Origin of the sequence: Lentisalinibacter orientalis (assembly GCF_040706535.1) — a bacterium.
Taxonomy (GTDB): domain Bacteria; phylum Pseudomonadota; class Gammaproteobacteria; order Steroidobacterales; family Woeseiaceae; genus Lentisalinibacter; species Lentisalinibacter orientalis.
Map to the genome: position 1 here is coordinate 1788829 of NZ_JAPDRJ010000001.1, position 15356 is coordinate 1804184.

Consider the following 15356-nt stretch of genomic DNA (forward strand, 5'->3'; position numbering starts at 1 on the left):
CTCAGGCGAGGAAGGCGTCGATGCCGGCCAGGCAGGCCGGCTCGTTCAGCATGGGCACGTGGCCCCGGTTCGGCACGGGCAGCACTTCCAGGTCCGGTTTGGCGGCGCGCATCTTCGCCACGATCTCGTCGGTGAGGATGTCGGAGAGCATGCCGTGGATCACCAGCGTCGGCGTCTCCGCCAGACCGGCGAACAGCACCCAGGGATCGTCCAGCTCGCCGCCCACCTCACGCAGCGCATCGCCGATCTTCGGGTCGCAGTCGAGCCGCGGCACGCCGTGTTCGTCCTCCCGGTAGGCGGTGCGCGCGTAGGCGAGCCATTCCTCGTCGGTGAGGTCGGGATAGGCGACGCCGTAGTTGGCCTTCGACAGTGCGACGGCGTCCTCCCAGGAGCGGATATCCGGCGTCCTGCCCGCGTAGCCCATGATGCGGGCCAGGCCTTCCGGCGCGATCTCGGGGCCGACGTCGTTCAGTATGACCCGGTCCACCAGCTGCGGTCTGCGCTGGTTCAGCGTCATGGAGACCAGCCCGCCGAGGGAGGTGCCCAGGCACACGATCCGCTCGAGGCCGAGTTCCGCGACCAGCTTCTCCACGTCGCGCACGTAGGTGAGCGGATGATAGTTCCGCCATTCGGGGTCGTAGTCGGACAGGCCGCGGCCGCGGAAGTCCGGCGAGATCACCCGGCGTCCGGGTGAGAGGTCCTGCGACAGGTGACGGGCGATGGCCTCGAAGTCCCGGCAGTTGCGGGTGAGGCCGGGCAGGCAGAAGACCGGCGGCCGGTCGTCGGCGCCGCCCGGCGGGCGATAGTCGCGGTAATGCAGCCGCAGCCCGTCCTCGCTCTCGTAGTACTCGTCGCTGTAGTTGCCGGCGTCGGCACGGTCGCCCGGGTCGCTCATGGCCCTGCCCTCACAATGTCGTGTCGGCGTAGTCCTTGCGCAGCTCGCGCTTCAGTACCTTGCCGTTCGGGTTGCGGGGCAGCTCGGCCACGAAGGCCACCCCGGCCACCCGCTGCTGCTTGCCCACCCGCTCGTTGATCCATGCCGCGAGCGCATCGGCCTCCACGTCGGCGTCTTCGCCGCGCACCACCACCGCCAACGGCGTCTCGCCCCACTTCTCGCTGGGCACGCCGATCACGGCCACGTCCGCCACGGCAGGATGCCGCGCGGCCACGGCCTCGATGTCGGCGGGATAGATGTTCTGCGCGCCCGACAGGATCATGTCCTTCTTACGGTCGACGAGATAGAGGAAACCCTCTTCGTCCAGGCGGCCGATGTCGCCGGTGCGCAGCCAGCGCCGGCCCTCGGCATCGGTCCAGGTAGCCTCCTCATTGGCATCGTCGCGATTCAGGTAACCGGTCATCAGCAGCCGGCCGTAGCCCACGATCTCGCCGGGCTCGCCCGCGGGCATCACCTCGTCGTCATTGCCCAGGATCACGATGTCCTGGCCCGGGCAGGGCCGGCCCACGGAGTTCATGCGCAGCGCGGCGTCCTCCGGCTGCAGCGTGGTGACCAGCCCCTCGGTGAGGCCGTACAGCTCGATGAAGTCGCCGCAGATCTCGTCGTAGATACGCTGCTTCAGCGCCTCGTGCAGCGGCGAGCCGCAGCACATGAGGCTGTCCAGGCTCGAGAGGTCGTGTTTGCCGAAGGCGGGATGCTCGAAGACGCGCTGGAACTGGACCGGGACCATCGCCGAGTGCGTGATGCTCTCGTCCTCGATGGTGGCCAGGAACTCCCCGACGTCGAAGGCGGGCATGACCACGATGGTGCCGCCGCACCAGAAGGTGGCGAGCATCGCCACCCAGGTGATGTTGGAGTACAGGCCCAGCGCGCACAGCGTGCGCGCGCCGCCGTGATAGCGCAGCGCCAGCGCCATGTCGTACGCCCAGGCCGCCCGGCACGCGTGGGAGTGCACGATGCCCTTCGGCAGGCCGGTGGTGCCGGAGCTGTAGATGATGTTGCACTCGTCGCCGGCGGCCACCGGATGGCCGCTCGCGCGGGCGGGATGGTGATCCCGCCATTCGGCGTACTCGATGAAACCGGCCGCCGGTGCGCCGGCGCCCGTGTGGCCGATCATGCGGCCGGTGAGTGTGGCGGGCAGATCCTCGCCCATGTCGGCCAGCCTCTGTACATGCTCGTGGGAGGCGATGACCGCCTTCGCGCCGCTGTCGCGGATGAGCGTGAGGATGCCCTCGTCGCTCACCGAGACGTTCAGCGGGACGGCGACGAAGCCGCCGTAGATGGTGCCGAACAGGGCTTCGGCCATCTCGATGCCGTTGCGCATGAGCACGATGACCCGGTCGCCGGGCTCGAGACCCAGCGCCGCGAGGCCCGCGGCCACGCCGCCGAGGCGCTCGCGGTACGCAGACCAGGAGAGCGTCTCTCCCTTGCAGATCACCGCCGGCTTGCTCGCCAGCCAGCGCGCGTTCAGGTCGATGATGCCGGGCAGATAGGCTTCCCCGGCGCTGAACCAGGCCATATGCGATCCCCCTGTCGCAAATTTCAACGCTCGTTGAAGCGTATTTCAACATTTGTTGAGTTGCAAGGGGGCGGCCCCTAGAATGCAGGAGCACTGACCCCACGGTGATCTGGATGGCAAAGAAGCAGCGCAAGACCGAAGCGACCCGGGAACGCATACTGAACGCTGCCGAGGAGTTGTTCGCCCAGCACGGCTTCGACGGCGTCACCGTGCGCCAGATCATGCGCAAGGCTGGCGCCGACGTGGCTTTGGCCTATTACCACTTCAAGTCCAAGCGCGACCTCTTCGACGCCGTGCTGCTGCGCCACGCCGAGGTGCTGAACGCCATCCGCCTGCAGGCGCTGGAGGAAGTGGAGGCCCGGCACACCGACGACCTGCCGAGCGTGGAGGAGATCATCGCCGCCTTCACCAACCCGCTGCTGCAGCTGCTGGTGGAGGACCACGAGAAGTGGAAGCACTACTTCGCGCTGATCGCCCAGATCAACAACTCGCCGGAGTGGGGCGGCGAGCTCATGACCCGCTTCTTCGACCCCCTGGTCAAGCGCTTCCTGGAAGCGCTGATGCGGGCGAAACCCGAGTGGTCGGAGGCCGAGATCTACTGGTCCTATCACTTCCTCTCCGGCGCCCTGACCCTCACCTTCGCCGAGACCGGCCGCATCGACAACCTGTCCGGCGGCCTGTGCCGCTCCACCGACATGGAGGCCATCAGCGAGCGCATGCCCCGCTTCGTCGCCGCCGGCTTCCGCGCCCTGGCAGAAGGGTAGGAGGGCCTGTAGGAGGGCCTTCAGGCCCGATCCGGCTCTTCTGACCGGAGCACCTTCCTATCGGCGTAGGCCCGCCATCGACTGGGGTGGACTGCGGGGGTCGTCCGGGCCGACTGGAGCCGATAGACGATGTTAGGAGCGGCTTCAGCCGCGATTGATCGGGCCTAAAGGCCCTCCCACCTGAGCGTCCCCCGCAGTCCACCCCAGTCGATGGCGGGCCCGCAGCCGAAAGGTCTGGCGCGTGTCAGTGAGCGTCTCTGACCGGCAGTTCCGTCACGCCGCCACGAGCACGGCCGTCATGCGGGGGTATCCATCGCCGCGACCTTTTGTCGGGAGCAAGATGGATACCCCCGCAGGGCGGCCAGAATAGAACGTGGGTCTGGCAGGGCCGGATCGGGCCTGAAGGCCCTCCTACGGCCGTTGGTCTGCGGTCTTGTAATTCAACCAGCGTTGAAATAGGATTCATTCAGCGTTCGTTGAATTTTGGCTGCAACGGCCCGAGCGCGGGCACTCCGGTGCCGCTATCACAACCAACGGGGGAATCTGTCATGCCTATACGCTACCGCTATGCCCGGAGACTGGGTGCAGTCCTGGCCGTCGCGCTGCCCGTGACCGGTTTCGGTCCGGTCGCCGTCGCCCAGGAGACCGAACAGGGCGCTCGCGCCATCGAGGAAGTCGTGGTGACCGCCAGGCGCCGGGAGGAGTCGCTGCAGGACGTGCCGCTCTCCATCACGGCATTCAGCGGTGACGATCTCGCACGTATCGGCGCGCTGAATATCACCGAGGTCGGGCAGACGACGCCCAACGTGACGCTGGAAGTCTCCCGCGGCACGAACACGACCATCACCGCCTTCATCCGCGGCGTGGGTCAGCAGGACCCGGTGCCCGGCTTCGAGGCCGGTGTCGGCATCTATATCGACGACGTCTATCTGAACCGGCCGCAGGCCGCGGTGCTCGACATCTACGACGTGGAGCGCATCGAGGTGCTGCGCGGCCCGCAGGGTACGCTGTACGGGCGCAACACCATCGGCGGCGCCATCAAGTACGTGACCAAGCGTCTCTCGGACGAGCCCGAGGCCAAGGTGAAGGTGGCGGTGGGCAGCTACAATCAGCTCGACACGGTGGTGAGCGCCTCGACGCCCGTCTTCGACACGCTGCGCATCGGCGGCTCGGTGGCGCGTCTCAGCCACGACGGCTTCGGCGACAACCTGAACCTGCCCGGCACCGAGAACTACGCGAAAGACCTGCTGGCCGGGCGCTTCAGCGTCGAGTGGCTGCCGAGCGACACCCTGTTCTTCCGCCTGACCGGCGACTACCTGGATGACGACTCCGACCCCCGCCAGGGTCACCGTCTGACGGTCGGCAACCTGTCCGGAGCGCCCATCCTGGACGACGTCTACGACACCCGGGCCGGCCTCAACAATCCCACCCAGGAAGTGCAGGCGCGGGGCATGTCCCTGCTGGCAGAGTGGGACATCACCCCGGCGTTCACGCTGAAAAGCATCACGGCCTACCGTGACGACCAGACCTACACCCCGATCGACTTCGACAGCCTGCCCGCCGCGGACCTCGACGTGCCCGCCGTGTACGAGAACGACCAGTTCTCACAGGAGCTGCAGGTGCTGTACGAGGGTGACCGCCTGTCCGGCGTGGCCGGCGCCTACTATCTGGACGCCAATGCCTTCACGGCCTTCGACGTCATCCTGGGCACCACCGGCGACCTCCTGGGCCTGCCGGGGCTGAACGCCTTCACGCTGGGTGACGTGGACACGGAGACCTGGTCACTGTTCGCGGACTTCACCTATCAGCTCACGGATGTCTGGGCCGTCTCCGTCGGCGGCCGCTACACCTCGGACGAGCGCAGCTCCCGGGTATTGCGGCAGACGCTGATTGGCGGCACGTCGAGCTACTTCGGCGGTTCGGCCATCCCGATCGCGACGACGTCGGACTTCGACGGCAGCGAGAAATTCACCGAGTTCACGCCGCGCTTCTCGGTGAGCTACGCCCCCAGCGATACCCAGAACCTGTACTTCACCTGGAGCGAAGGCTTCAAGGGCGGCAGCTTCGACCCGCGCGGTCAGACCAGCTCGGCGCCCGATCTCGACGGCGACGGCGACGTCGACGAGCAGGACATCTTCGAGTTCATGCTGTTCCAGCCGGAGACCGTGAGTTCCTACGAATTCGGCGTGAAGTCCTCGTGGCTGAACAACACCGTCAACACCAACATCGCGGTGTTCTTCGCCGACTACCAGGACGTGCAGATCCCGGGCTCCGTGGGCATCGACTCGGATAACGACGGCGTCGTGGACACCTTCATCGGCATCACGTCGAACGCCGCGGACGCCGACATCTTCGGCGTGGAGTTCGAGGGTGCCGCGCAGCTCTCCGATGCGTTCCGGCTGAACTGGATGCTCGGCTACATCGATGCGGAGTTCAACGAGTTCATCGATGCGCTCGGCAACGACGTGGCGGACGAGCGCGTCTTCCAGAACACGCCCGAAGTGACCGCCAGCGCCACGCTCATCTACGAGCGGCCGATGCAGGTGATCGGGCGCGACACGAACTTCTCCGTACGCAACACGCTCTCGTATCGGGACGACACCAGTCAGTTCGAGGTGCCGACGCCGGAACTGGACCAGGATGCCTACACGCTGTGGGACCTCAGCTTCGTGCTCGAGGACCCCGACGGCCGCTGGCGCCTGGGCCTGCACGGCAAGAACCTGACCGACAAGGAGTACAAGGTGGCGGGTTACTACTTCCCGGATCTCGGCCTGGAGAGCAGCATCACCGCCTTCTACGGCGACCCCCGTCGTGTGATGGGGACGTTCGAATATCGTTTCTGAGGCATCCTCCCCCGCCTCCGCAATCGGCCCCGTCTGACGGCGGGGCCGATTTTTTTTGCGGGCACGGCTAAACTGGCGCTGCCATGTCCGAAGACCGCCCCCGCCTCACCGCCTTTCTGCATCCCCGCTACTGGCCCGCCTGGCTCGGTATCGCCGTGCTGAGACTGGCCTGCCTGCTGCCGTACCGGGCGCAGATGCGACTCGGCCGCGCCCTCGGCGGGCTCGCCGCGAGCCTCCTGCCGAAACGCGTCGCGGTGGCCCGCCGCAACATCGGCCTGTGCTTCCCGGAGAAGTCGGCGGACGAGGTGGAGGCGCTGACCCGCGCCCATTTCCGCTCGCTCGGCATGTCGCTGCTGGAGACGGCGAGCGCCTGGTGGCGCGGCGACGCCTTCATCGCGCGGCTCGCCACCATCGAAGGGGCGGAACACGTGCACCGCGCGGTGGAGCAGGGCCGCGGCGCCATCCTGCTCACGGCCCACTTCACGACGCTGGAGTTCAGCGGCCCCGTGCTGTACATGAACCTGCCGCCGTTCGATGCCGTGTACCGCAAACACCGCAGTCCGCTGGTGAACGAGATCTGGCGGCGCGGCCGCGAGCGCTCGGCCCGGCGCACCATCGAGAAGAGCGACATCAAGACCATGGTGCGCAGCCTGCGCGAAGCGGTGCCGGTGTGGTATGCGCCGGATCAGAGCTACCGGCGCAAGCAGTCGGAGTTGATCCCGTTCATGGGCGAACCGGCGATGACCAACACGGCCACCAGCGCGCTGGCCAAGCTCGGCAAGGCCGTGGTGTTGCCCCTGTTCCCGCGCCGGCTGCCCGATGATGCGGGCTACCGCATCACCGTCTATCCGCCGCTGGCCGATTTTCCCTCCGGCGATCCGGTGGCGGATGCGGCCCGCTACAACGAGATGGTGGGGGAGTGGATCCGCGAGGCGCCGGCGGAATACTACTGGGTGCACCGCAAGTTCAAGGGCCGGCCGGACAGTCTGCCCGATGCCTACGCGGACCTGAGAAGTGCCGATCGGGGCAGCCGCGCCTAACCGAGGCCGCGGTACAGCGCCTCCAGCCGTTCCGCGACGCCGGCAATCGAGAACGCGCCGAGCCGCTGGCGCGCGGCGCCGGCCAGCCGCTGCCGCAGTTCCTCGTCGCCATACAGGCGCTCGATGGCGGCGGCCAGTGCGGTCGCGTCCCGGGGCGGTACCAGCAGTCCCGTCTCCTCGTGGCGGATCAGCTCGGGAATGCCACCCGTGTCGCTCGCCACGACGGGGGTGCCGCCGGCCATCGCCTGGAGCAGCACAGATCCCAGCCCCTCGTGGTGACTCGGGAAGGCGAACACGTCGAAGGCGGCCAGATAATCCGCCACGTTGTCGACGAAGCCGGTGAAGTGGATCCCGGACCGACCGGCGGCGGCCGCGCGGATGGTCTCGCCGTCGGCGCCGTCGCCGACGAAGACGAAGCCCATGTCCGGATGCGCCGCCGTCAGCGTCTTCGCCGCCGTGAGCAGTTCGAGCTGGCCCTTCGCCACGTCCAGCGCTGCGACGTTGCCCACCAGGAAGGGTTCGGGCATCGCTTTGCGGATCTCGGCCACGCGGCGCGGATCAGGCTCGGCGGCGGCCAGCGCGCTGGGTATCACGGCGGCGTCCAGGCCGGGAAAACGTTCGGCTAGCACATCGGCGATGGCACGGGAGAGGGCGGTGACGGCGGCCGCGTCCCGGTAGATCCGCGACGTCAGCACACTGTGCGACGGCGGCTTCATGACCCGGCGCGTCAGCAGGTAACGGCAGCCGCGCAGCTTCGACGCGATCCAGGCCGCCTGCGCCGCCCGCGCCTCGTGGGCATGCACCAGCGGCGCTGCCACCCGCACCGCCGCGCCCAGCACGCCGCCGACGGGCGTGATGCTCAGGCCGTCGACACCCGCGAGGCGCTCCGCCAGCGGTTCGCCGCCGCGGCCGATGAACTGCTGGCGCCAGCCCCGGCGCGCGAGTTCGCGCACCAGCAGCAGGGTCTGATTTTCGCCGCCGCGGAAACCCCGGGCGAGGTTGATGTGGGTGATCTCGGGTCTGTCGGCGGGCATGGGCGGAGGCGGATCAGCGGCCGGCCGCCGCGCGTTCCCGGGCCGTGGCCTTCATGTGTTTGTAGAACACGCCGTCCGCGTCGCCCCAGGCGATGACCAGTCCGCGCCAGCCTTCCAGGAAGCCCAGCCGGATGAAATAGGTGCGCAGGAATGCCCACACCGCGCGCAGGAAGATCAGCACCGGCGGTTTGGCGGCATGGGCGCGACCGGCGCGGATCTCGGAGTAGCGGTCCGCCTTCTGCAGGAAGGCGCCGAGGCGCTCGACGGCCCGGTGATACAGCGGCGAGCGCAGGCGCACGACTGTCGTGCCGACCTGCGGCTCGATGCGCTCGTGCACGCTGGCCTGGTTGTAGGCATGGCGGCCGCGATGATAGAAGCGCGGCAGCCAGTCGTTGCCCCAGCCGGCACGGCGGACCCGCCGGCCCATGAAGTAGTTGTGGCGGTCCACCTCGTAGAGCCGCGCGGGGTCCGAGAGATCCAGCGCGTCGAGTTCCGCGACGAGTTCCTCGCTGGCCGCCTCGTCGGCATCGATGGACAGTATCCAGTCCCGCTCGGCCAGCCCGGCGGCGTGGTTCTTGGTCGGCCCGAAGCCCATGAACTCGCCGCTGAACCAGCACACGTTCGCGTGCGCGCGGGCGATGTCTTCCGTGCCGTCCGTCGAGCCGTTGTCGTAGACGACCACCTCGGGCAGGCGGGCGAGACTCGCCAGCGTCTCGGCCAGCGTGGCCTCGGCGTCCCGCGTGATGATGACGGCGGCGATGTCTGCGAGCGGCATGGGGCGGATCCTTGCGTTTCCGGCGAATGTTAACCCGGAACGGCCGGCGGCAGGCGGTCGGCGCCGGTCCCGGAGCCGCCGGGCCGGCCGCCGCCATCCGCGGCCGATGTCCGTTTTCGGGAGCCGCGCATTGGACTGACGCCGCGGCATGGGTTCTAATCCACGCATGCGCAGGCTGACCGCCATCGCCGTGATCGTGAGCATCCTGGCCGCCTCGGCCGGAGAGCTGGCCCACGCCTGCGCGATGGACGTCCTGCCGCAGCCCGCCGCGCAGACCGCCCGCGCGGTCGCGAACGACGGGAATGCCGCCATGCCCTGTCACGGTACCGGACCGCAGGCCGCCGGCCATGCCGCGGATCAGACCATGTATCAGTCCATGGATCAGACCATGGACTGCTGCGACCAGGATGCCCCGGCGGCCCACTGCATCGATTGTCTCTGCACTGCGGTCAGCATGCCGCTGAGCGCGCTGGAGACGGCGATCCCGCAGGCCCTGCCCGCGCCGGCCCGGCACGCGCTGCCGCTCTCCGCCGCGCCGCCCCCGGAACGCGCCCCCGAGTACCTCCTCAGACCTCCGATCGTCGTCTCCTGACCGTCCGCCTGGCGGCGGACCGCTGTCGCACGCGTCCGCGCGGCGACTGAACGAAGACGAATGACGGAGACTTCACATGTTTATCCGACGCTGCGCGGGCCTGCTGCTCGCGCTGAGCCTGACGGCAATATTCCTGCCGCGGGGCTGGGCCGCCGACCAGGTCCCGCTCGCCCTCACGGCGGAGATGCTCACCGAGGAGGTGCTCGCCGCAAACCGGGCGCTGGCCGGGCGGCGTGCCGCCACCGCCGCGCTGCTGAGCGAGGCCGAGGCGGCCGACGACCTCGATGACCCGCGCCTCATGCTGAGCGCCGCACCGAATACCTTCGGCCACCGGGTGGACGGCCGCGGCCAGATCCAGTTCAGCCAGAGCCTGCCCTGGCCCGGCAAGCGCGGGCTGCGCGGCGATGTCGCGCTGGCGGTGGCCGAGGCCGCCGGAGAATCCGAGCGCGTGCTCGCCAGGGAGCTGGCGGCCCGGGCCGAGCGGCTCTGGGCGGAATGGTGGTACGTGCACGAGGCGCTGGCCCGCAGTGCCGAGGAGCTCCGCCTGGTGGAAGAGCTGGAGCCCGTCGCCGAGGCGCAGTACGCCGCCGGGTTGGGACTGCAGCAGGACCTGTTGCGCGTGCAGACCCGGGCTTTGCGGCTCGAGCATCAGCGTCTCGCGCTAGCGCAGCGCCGTACCGCACTCATCGCCGAGATCAACGCGCTCAGGGGCCGGCCCGCCGACGCGCCGTTGCCGAGCCCGGCGCCCATGCCGCCGGCACCGGTGGTGGCGCCGGAGGCCGAACTGGCCGATGCGCTCGTCGCCAGCCATCCGGCGCTGGCGCGGATCGATGCCTCGCTCGTCGGCGCCCGCGCCCGGCTGCAGTTGGCGCACAAGGACTACTGGCCCGACTTCCGCGTGTACACGGGCTACGTCGGCGCGCTGGACCCGGCGCAGAAGCGCTGGCAGATCGGCGCCGAGATCAACCTGCCGTTCGGCGGCGACAAGCGGCGCTCCGCGGTCTCGTCCGCGGAACTCGAACAGGACCGCCTGCAGGCCGAGCGGGAGGACCTGGCGTTCCGGCTCCGCGCCGAACTGCGCTCCCTGCTCGCCCGCCTCGACGAGGCGGAGCAGACCGTGGCGCTGTACCGGGATCGGATCGTGCCCCTGTCGCAGCAGGGACTGGACGCCGCCCGCGCCGACTTCGAGTCCGGCCGCGGGGAATTCGCCAACGTGATCGACGCGGAGACGGCTCTGCTCGATGCAAAACTCACCCTCGCCCGCGCGCGCGCCGACCGGCTGATGACCGTTGCCGGCATCGAGGCGCTGACGGGCATCGACGCCGACGTCGGGAGGACATCCCCATGAAACCACAATCCATGTTCTGGGCCATCGTGATCGTCGTGACGGCCATCTCCGGCATGCTCGGATTCTGGCTGGGCAGCACCGACGGCGGGCAGACGCCCGGCGCCGCGGCCGACGCCGGCGACAGCGGCGAGCGGGAGATCCTCTACTGGGTCGCACCCATGGACCCCAACTATCGCCGGGACGAGCCCGGTAAATCGCCGATGGGCATGGACCTCGTGCCCGTCTACGCGGATGGTGCCGGCGGCGGCGGCGGCGGCGGCGACGGCATCGCCGTCTCCTCCGCCGTGCGCCAGACGCTGGGCGTGCGCACCGCAAAGGCGGAGCGAGGGGCGTTCGCGCGCCGCCTGGACACCGTCGGCTACACCGTCTGGGACGAATCCACCGTGACCATGTACCACGCGCGGGCAGAGGGCTGGCTCGAGTCCTTCGGCATCGCGAGCGTCGGCGATCGCGTGCGGGCCGGGCAGGTGCTGTATACGCTGTTCTCGCCCAAGCTGATCTCCGCGCAGCAGGAACTGCTGACGGCCAGCGCCTCGGGTAACGCTTCGCTCACCCGCGCAGCGCGGGATCGTCTGCGTGCGCTCGGTCTCACCGCGGAACAGATCGCCGGCATCGAGCGCGGCGGCAGCGTACAGCAGAACCTGCCCAGGCGCGCGGCGCAGGATGGCGTGGTGATTGCCATGGAGGGCCGGGACGGCAACTACGTCACGCCGGCCACCCACGTTCTGACCGTCGCGAACCTCTCGACCATCTGGGCCGAGGTGGAAGTCTTCGAGCAGGATATCGGCTGGATGGCCGAGGGCCTGCCGGCCTACGCCAGTTTCGAGGCCTATCCGGGTGAGACCTGGGAAGGCCGGATCGCCTACATCTATCCCGCTCTCGACCCGAAGACGCGCACGCTCAGGCTGCGCCTCGTCTTCGACAACGCCGACAGCCGGCTCCGCCCGAACATGCTGGCCAAGGTGCGTATCCAGGGCGAGCCCCGGCCGGACGTGCTCCACATTCCCCGCGAGGCGGTGATCCGTTCCGGTGCCGGCGAGCGCGTCGTGCTGGATGCCGGCGACGGCCGCTTTCGCGTGCAGCCGGTGGTCACCGGACTCGCCAGCGGCAGCGAAGTCGAGGTGCTCGAGGGGCTGGACGAAGGCGACCGTGTCGTGACCTCCGGGCAGTTCCTCATCGACGCCGAGGCCGGCGGCGAGCAGGCGCTCGCGCGGCTGGAGGAGCCGGATCCGCACGCCGGCCACGACATGGAGGGCATGGATCATTCCGGCCATGACATGGAAGGGATGGATCACTCGGGCCATGACATGGAGGGGATGGACCACAGTGGCCATGACATGGGTGGCGACGGCGACGGCACGGAGTCCGGCCGATGATCGGCGCAATCATCGGCTGGTCGATCCGCAACCGTGGCCTGGTCCTCGCCGGCCTGGCCGCGCTGGCGGTCGCGGGCACGCTGAACCTGCGCACACTGCCGGTGGACGCGATCCCGGACCTGTCCGACGTGCAGGTGATCGTGAAGACGTCTTACCCCGGCCAGGCGCCACAGGTGGTCGAGGACCAGGTCACTTATCCGCTCACCACGGCGCTGCTGTCGGTGCCCGGCGCCGAGACCGTGCGCGGCTATTCCTTCTTCGGCGACTCCTACGTCTACGTCATCTTCGACGACGACACGGATCTTTACTGGGCGCGATCACGGGTGCTCGAGTATTTGAGCCAGGTGGCGCCCCGACTGCCGGCCGAGGCCAGACCCGCCATCGGGCCGGACGCGACGGGCGTCGGCTGGATCTACGAGTACGCGCTGGTGGACCGCAGCGGTCGGCACGATCTCTCCCAGCTGCGCGCCATCCAGGACTGGTTCCTGAAGTACGAGCTGCAGACCGTGCCCGGCGTGGCGGAAGTGGCCACCGTCGGCGGCATGGTGAAGCAGTACCAGGTGGTGGTGGACCCGGACCGGCTGCGCTCCTTCGACCTCACCCTGCCGGCCATACGCGACGCCATCCGCCAGGGCAACTCGGAGGTGGGCGGCTCGGTGATCGAGATGGCCGAAACCGAATTCATGGTGCGCGCCACGGGCTACATCAAAGGCCTGGAAGAGCTGCGTCAGATCCCGGTGAAGATCTCGCCGGAAGGCACGCCCGTGCTGCTGGAGGAAGTGGCCGAGATTCGGCTCGGGCCGCAGCTGCGGCGCGGCATCGCCGAGCTGGACGGCGAGGGCGAGGTCACCGGCGGCATCATCGTCATGCGCTTCGGCGAGAACGCCCAGCAGACCATCGACGCGGTGAAGGCGCGCATCGAGGAGCTGCGCCCGAGCCTGCCCGAGGGCGTGGAGATCGTGCCCACCTACGACCGGTCGGAGCTGATCGGCCGCGCCATCGACACGCTGCAGGGCAAGCTGCTGGAGGAGTTCCTGCTGGTGGCGCTGATCTGCGCCATCTTCCTGCTGCACGCCCGCTCGGCGCTGGTGGCCGTGGCCACGCTGCCGCTGGGCATCCTGGCCGCGCTGCTCATCCTGCGAGCGCAGGGCCTGAACGCCAACATCATGTCCCTGGGCGGTATTGCGATTGCCATCGGCGCGATGGTGGATGCCGCCATCGTCATGATCGAGAACACTCACAAGCACCTGGCGGAGGACAAGTCCGGGCGCAGCCGCTGGGAGATCGTGGCCCGCGCCACCACCGAGGTGGGGCCGCCCATCTTCTTCTCGCTGCTGATCATCACGCTGTCCTTCCTACCGGTCTTTACGCTGGAGGCCCAGGAGGGCCGGCTGTTCGCGCCGCTGGCCTGGACCAAGACCTGGGCGATGGCGGCTTCCGCCGCGCTGGCCATCACCGCGGTGCCGGTACTGATCGGCTATCTCGTGCGCGGGCGCATCCGGCCCGAGGAGGCCAACCCGGTGAATCGGGCGCTCACCGCCGCCTACCGGCCGGTGATCGGCTGGGTCAGCCGGGCGCCCTGGCTGTTCGTCGTGGCGGGTCTGCTGCTGATGCTCTCGGCGCTGTACCCGGCCAGCCGTCTCGGCACCGAGTTCATGCCGCCGCTGGACGAGGGCGACTGGATGTACATGCCCACCACCCGGCCGGGGCTGTCCATCGGCGAGGCCGGGCAGCTGCTGCAGCAGACCGACCGGCTCATCAAGAGCGTGCCCGAGGTGGCCCAGGTATTCGGCAAGATCGGCCGGGCCGAGACGGCCACCGACCCGGCGCCGCTCACCATGATCGAGACGCTGATCCGCTTCAAGCCGGAGAGCGAGTGGCGCGAGGGTTACGACATCGAGGACATCCGCGCCGAGATCCGTGAGCGCGTGCAGTTGCCCGGCGTGACGAACGCCTGGGTGATGCCCATCAAGACCCGTATCGACATGCTGGCCACCGGCATCAAGACGCCGGTGGGCATCAAGATCAACGGGCCCGACCTGGACGTGATCCAGGGGCTGGGCGTGCGCATCGAGGAGCTGCTGCCCGAGGTTGAGGGCACCGCTTCGGTGTTCGCCGAGAAGGTGGCCGGCGGGCGCTACGTGGTGGTGGACATCGAGCGCGGGAAGGCGGCCCGCTACGGGCTGAACATCGCCGACGTGCAGACGGTGGTCATGAGCGCCGTGGGCGGCATGAATGTCACCGAGACCGTCGAGGGTCTGCAGCGCTTCCCGGTAAATATCCGTTATCCGCGGGAAGTACGGGAGAACGTGGAAGCCATCCGCGAGCTGCCGGTGGTGACGCCGGGCGGCGCCCGCATCCGGCTGGGCGACGTGGCGCAGGTGGCCGTGGAGGACGGCCCCCCCATGCTGAAGAGCGAGAACGGGCGCCTGACCGGCTGGGTGTACGTGGACATCGACGGGCGCGACGTGGGCTCCTACGTGGCAGCCGCCCGTGAGCTCCTGCGCGAGCGGCTCGATCTGCCGGCAGGCTACTCGCTGAACTGGTCGGGACAGTACGAGTACATGGAGCGGGCGAAGGAACGTCTGGCGCTGGTGGTGCCGCTGACGCTGGCCATCATCGCGTTGCTGCTGTATCTGGCCTTCCGCGGCCTCACGGAAGTGCTGATCGTCCTCGGTACGGTGCCCATGTCGCTCACCGGCGGCATCTGGCTGCTGTACTGGATGGACTTCGACCTCTCCGTGGCCGTCGCCGTGGGCTTCATCGCGCTGGCCGGCGTCGCCGTCGAGATCGGCGTGCTGATGCTGGTGTACCTGGATCTGGCGCTGGCGCAGCACCGGGAGCAGGGCGGCGGCGTCAGCCGCGAGGAGCTGCGCGAGGCCGTACAGGAAGGCGCGCTCAGGCGGTTGCGGCCTATCGTCATGACCATGGCCTCCATCGCGCTGGGTCTGCTGCCCATCCTCTGGGGCGGCGGCACCGGCGCCGAGGTGATGCAGCGCATCGCCGCGCCGATGGTGGGCGGCATGGTCAGCACGCTCGCGCTGGCGCTGCTGGTGATACCCGCGATCTACCTGATCTGGAAGCGCCGGGGTGCGACCGCCGCCTGATCC

Annotated in this window: 11 protein-coding genes; 7 read left to right on the forward strand and 4 right to left on the reverse strand. The window is 69.0% G+C overall.

Annotated features, from left to right (window positions below; translation table 11 throughout):
* Nucleotide 1: 1 nt before the first annotated feature.
* Nucleotides 2-895, reverse strand: a complete 894-nt coding sequence (locus tag ACJMK0_RS07910; protein ID WP_405237149.1) for an alpha/beta fold hydrolase — start codon at nucleotides 893-895, stop codon at nucleotides 2-4.
* Nucleotides 896-905: 10 nt separating this feature from the next.
* Nucleotides 906-2474: a class I adenylate-forming enzyme family protein gene (locus ACJMK0_RS07915; RefSeq protein WP_405237151.1), complete on the reverse strand. Its 1569-nt coding sequence runs from the start codon at nucleotides 2472-2474 to the stop codon at nucleotides 906-908.
* A gap of 113 nt (nucleotides 2475-2587) precedes the next feature.
* Between ACJMK0_RS07915 and ACJMK0_RS07920 the strand changes: the two genes are divergently transcribed.
* The 3 genes from ACJMK0_RS07920 (at nucleotide 2588) to lpxL (ending at nucleotide 7121) form a co-directional block, all read left to right on the forward strand.
* Complete coding sequence (locus ACJMK0_RS07920; RefSeq protein ID WP_405237153.1) at nucleotides 2588-3238, forward strand: TetR/AcrR family transcriptional regulator; 651 nt, start codon at nucleotides 2588-2590, stop codon at nucleotides 3236-3238.
* A gap of 548 nt (nucleotides 3239-3786) precedes the next feature.
* Complete coding sequence (locus ACJMK0_RS07925) at nucleotides 3787-6081, forward strand: TonB-dependent receptor (RefSeq protein ID WP_405237155.1); 2295 nt, start codon at nucleotides 3787-3789, stop codon at nucleotides 6079-6081.
* Between the two features lie 83 nt (nucleotides 6082-6164).
* Nucleotides 6165-7121: an LpxL/LpxP family Kdo(2)-lipid IV(A) lauroyl/palmitoleoyl acyltransferase gene (gene lpxL / locus ACJMK0_RS07930; RefSeq protein ID WP_405237157.1), complete on the forward strand. Its 957-nt coding sequence runs from the start codon at nucleotides 6165-6167 to the stop codon at nucleotides 7119-7121.
* Here lpxL and ACJMK0_RS07935 read toward each other — a convergent pair.
* Both ACJMK0_RS07935 and ACJMK0_RS07940 read right to left on the reverse strand, forming a co-directional pair.
* Nucleotides 7118-8155, reverse strand: a complete 1038-nt coding sequence (locus ACJMK0_RS07935) for a glycosyltransferase family 4 protein (protein ID WP_405237159.1) — start codon at nucleotides 8153-8155, stop codon at nucleotides 7118-7120. The two genes, lpxL and ACJMK0_RS07935, sit on opposite strands and share 4 nt — an antisense overlap.
* A 13-nt stretch (nucleotides 8156-8168) precedes the next feature.
* Entirely contained in the window at nucleotides 8169-8930 is a 762-nt protein-coding gene (locus tag ACJMK0_RS07940; protein WP_405237161.1) for a glycosyltransferase family 2 protein, read from the reverse strand.
* Nucleotides 8931-9078: 148 nt separating this feature from the next.
* On the opposite strand from ACJMK0_RS07940, the gene ACJMK0_RS07945 reads away from it, so the two are divergent.
* From ACJMK0_RS07945 to ACJMK0_RS07960, 4 genes are all read left to right on the forward strand, one after another.
* Nucleotides 9079-9522: a hypothetical protein gene (locus tag ACJMK0_RS07945; RefSeq protein WP_405237163.1), complete on the forward strand. Its 444-nt coding sequence runs from the start codon at nucleotides 9079-9081 to the stop codon at nucleotides 9520-9522.
* 76 nt (nucleotides 9523-9598) lie between these two features.
* Nucleotides 9599-10870, forward strand: a complete 1272-nt coding sequence (locus ACJMK0_RS07950; RefSeq protein ID WP_405237165.1) for a TolC family protein — start codon at nucleotides 9599-9601, stop codon at nucleotides 10868-10870.
* A complete protein-coding gene (locus ACJMK0_RS07955) occupies nucleotides 10867-12246 on the forward strand; it encodes an efflux RND transporter periplasmic adaptor subunit (RefSeq protein ID WP_405237167.1) in 1380 nt (459 codons plus the stop codon). Before ACJMK0_RS07950 ends, ACJMK0_RS07955 begins: the two co-directional genes overlap by 4 nt.
* Nucleotides 12243-15353, forward strand: coding sequence for an efflux RND transporter permease subunit (locus ACJMK0_RS07960; RefSeq protein ID WP_405237169.1), 3111 nt, complete (start codon nucleotides 12243-12245; stop codon nucleotides 15351-15353). Before ACJMK0_RS07955 ends, ACJMK0_RS07960 begins: the two co-directional genes overlap by 4 nt.
* Nucleotides 15354-15356: the final 3 nt, after the last annotated feature.